This window comes from Elstera litoralis (assembly GCF_000963705.1).
In the GTDB taxonomy this organism is placed as follows: Bacteria; Pseudomonadota; Alphaproteobacteria; order Elsterales; family Elsteraceae; genus Elstera; species Elstera litoralis.
The window spans coordinates 1-2,721 of the sequence record NZ_LAJY01000119.1; the positions used below are offsets into that span (position 1 = coordinate 1).

General features: G+C 61.4%; 3 protein-coding genes. All 3 read left to right on the top strand.

Annotated features, from left to right (window positions below; genetic code table 11):
* Positions 1-449: phosphatase PAP2 family protein (locus tag VZ95_RS05985; protein WP_232302511.1), on the top strand; the 449-nt coding region annotated here is incomplete at its 5' end.
* 92 nt (positions 450-541) lie between these two features.
* On the top strand, positions 542-1,507 hold the full coding sequence (gene trxB, locus VZ95_RS05990; RefSeq protein WP_045775049.1) for a thioredoxin-disulfide reductase: 966 nt from the start codon (positions 542-544) through the stop codon (positions 1,505-1,507).
* Between the two features lie 51 nt (positions 1,508-1,558).
* A complete protein-coding gene (locus VZ95_RS05995) occupies positions 1,559-2,446 on the top strand; it encodes a LysR family transcriptional regulator (RefSeq protein WP_045775050.1) in 888 nt (295 codons plus the stop codon).
* Positions 2,447-2,721 lie beyond the last annotated feature (275 nt).

Here is a 2,721-nt window from a genome sequence, read left to right on the forward strand (position 1 = left end):
CGGGCTGGCCGCGTGGCGTGCCGCCGATGCCGACACCCGAACCCGCTGGCTGGACCGGCTGCGCCTGCCGCTGTTCTTTTTTCAGCGCCTGCGCTGTGACGGGCATCACCAATTCGCTTCTGAAAAGCCTGATCGGCCGCACCCGCCCCCGGTTGTTTTTCGATCAAGGGCTTTACGCCTTCCTGCCCCCGGCGCGCAAAGCCCTCTATGTCTCGATGCCCTCTGGCCATACCGCGATGATGTTTGCCGTCGCCACCGCGCTGGCGCTGATGCTGCCCCGGCGCTGGGCCGCCCCGGCTTACGCGCTCGCCACGCTGATCGCACTGAGCCGGGTCATGACCAACGCCCATTGGCTCGCCGATATCCTCGCGGGCGCGCTGGTTGGGATCGGCATGACGCTTTTATGCCACCGCAGCTTCGTGAAACGCGCGTGGTTAATGCCTAAGTAACGGACGAAAAGACAGAATTTCGGGCAACAGCCCCTTGTTTGCAAGGGCAACGCCCGGTAGGGTCATCATTGAGGAATACGGGGGTTGCAGGAATGGCGGAGCAGCGCCACACAAAGGTTCTGATTATTGGCGCGGGCCCGGCGGGCTATACGGCGGCGATTTATGCTGCGCGCGCCAATCTGAAGCCGATGCTGACCACGGGCATGACGCCCGGCGGCCAGCTTACCATTACCACCGATGTCGAAAACTACCCCGGTTTCGCCGATGTCATCCAAGGCCCCTGGCTGATGGAGCAGATGCGCGCGCAGGCGGAACACGTCGGCACCGAGATCGTTTACGACCTCATCACGGAGGTGGATTTCAACACCCGCCCCTTCCGCGCAACCGGCGATAGTGGCACGGTTTACACCGCCGACAGTATCATCATCTGCACGGGCGCGACGGCGCGTTGGTTGGGTCTGCCTGCTGAGGAGCATTTGCGCGGGGCGGGGGTTTCGGCCTGCGCCACCTGCGACGGGTTCTTCTTCCGGGGCAAAAGCGTCGCCGTGATCGGCGGCGGCAATACCGCTGTCGAAGAAGCCTTGTATCTGACCAATCACGCCAGCCATGTGACGCTGATCCACCGGCGCGACAGTCTGCGGGCGGAAAAAATTCTGCAAGATCGGCTGTTCGCCAATCCCAAGGTGAGCGTGATCTGGAACCATACGGTCGAGGATATTCTCGCCACCGGCACGCCGCCGACGGTCAGCGCCGTTCGGCTGAAGAGCACCCGCGATGCCTCGGTGCAGGATATCGCCGTGGACGGCGTGTTCGTCGCCATCGGCCATGTGCCGCAGACCGAGCTGTTCAAAGGCAAGCTGGCGCTCGATAGCGACGGCTACCTCATCACCGCGCCGGATTCCACGGCAACCACTATCCCCGGCGTGTATGCGGCGGGCGATGTGAAGGATAAGCATTTCCGCCAGGCCGTGACGGCGGCGGGAATGGGCTGTATGGCGGCCCTTGAGGCCGAAAAGTTTCTCGCCAGCCAGGCCGTTCGCGCCGAAGCTGCCGAGTAACGACACCAAACGCCCGCACCATCCGGGAGCGGGCAGGACAGGAGGGGTAAAATGGACTGGGACAAGCTGCGTGTCTTCCTGGCGGTCGCCGAAGCGGGAAGTTTCACGCATGCCGGGGACTCGCTGAATCTCAGCCAGTCGGCGGTTAGCCGCCAAATCAGCGGGCTGGAAGACAGTCTCTCGGTTCCCTTGTTCCACCGTCACGCCCGTGGCCTGATCCTCACGGAACAGGGCGAGCTTCTGTACCGAACGACCAAGGAAATCTTCGCTAAGCTGGCAATGGCCGAAGCGATGCTGAACGAAAGCAAGGATCGCCCCAAAGGCCCGTTGAAGGTAACGACGACGGTGGCCTTTGGCTCGACCTGGCTCGCCCCCCGGCTGAACGAGTTTCTGGAACTCCATCCCGAAATCAGCCTAACGCTGCTGCTGGATGACGATGAACTCGATCTGTCGATGCGCGAAGCCGATGTGGCCGTGCGCATGACCGTGCCGCGCCAGGCCGATCTTATCCAGCGCCATCTTACCACCTTCCACTTCCATATCGTCGCTTCGGAAGCCTATCTGAAGGAACATGGCACGCCCGCCGATCTGGCCGACCTCGGCAATCACCGGCTGATCTGCTATGGCGACCCGAAGCGCGCGCCCTTCCCGGAAGTGAATTGGCTGCTGAAAGCGGGCGGGAATGATTTTTCCAGCCGGGCCGTGCTGAAGGTGAATAATTTCTACGCCATCTACCGGGCGGTGAAATCCGGCATCGGCATCGCCGCCCTGCCCGATTACATGACGAATGACGATTCCGGGCTGGTCCGCCTGCTGCCGGATGTGGAAGTTCCCGCCGTTCCGGCCTATTTCGTCTACCCGGAAGAGCTGCGCAACTCGAAGCGCATTTCGGTTTTGCGCGACTTCCTGCTGCGTCAGGTTTCCGCCCAAGCCTTCTAAATCAATAGGTTAGGATGCCTCCCCAGTCAGCTTCGACCGGGGAGGCATTTTTGTTTTAAGGCTCCGTAAATGTCCGGGAGACAAAGACATGCGGGTTGCGCATGTCTGGCGCGGAATTTTGCCTCTAGTTTTGAGACGCTTAAGACCTTAAGTCTGTTCTTGTGATTGTTGCGACGCAGCAATCGGCCGGGTTCCCTCCCGGCCAGGGGTTTTTTTCAAACCCTACGTCTCCCAGACGTGAAGCCTCCCTGTTCAACTTGTCCCCGCGGTTTTCC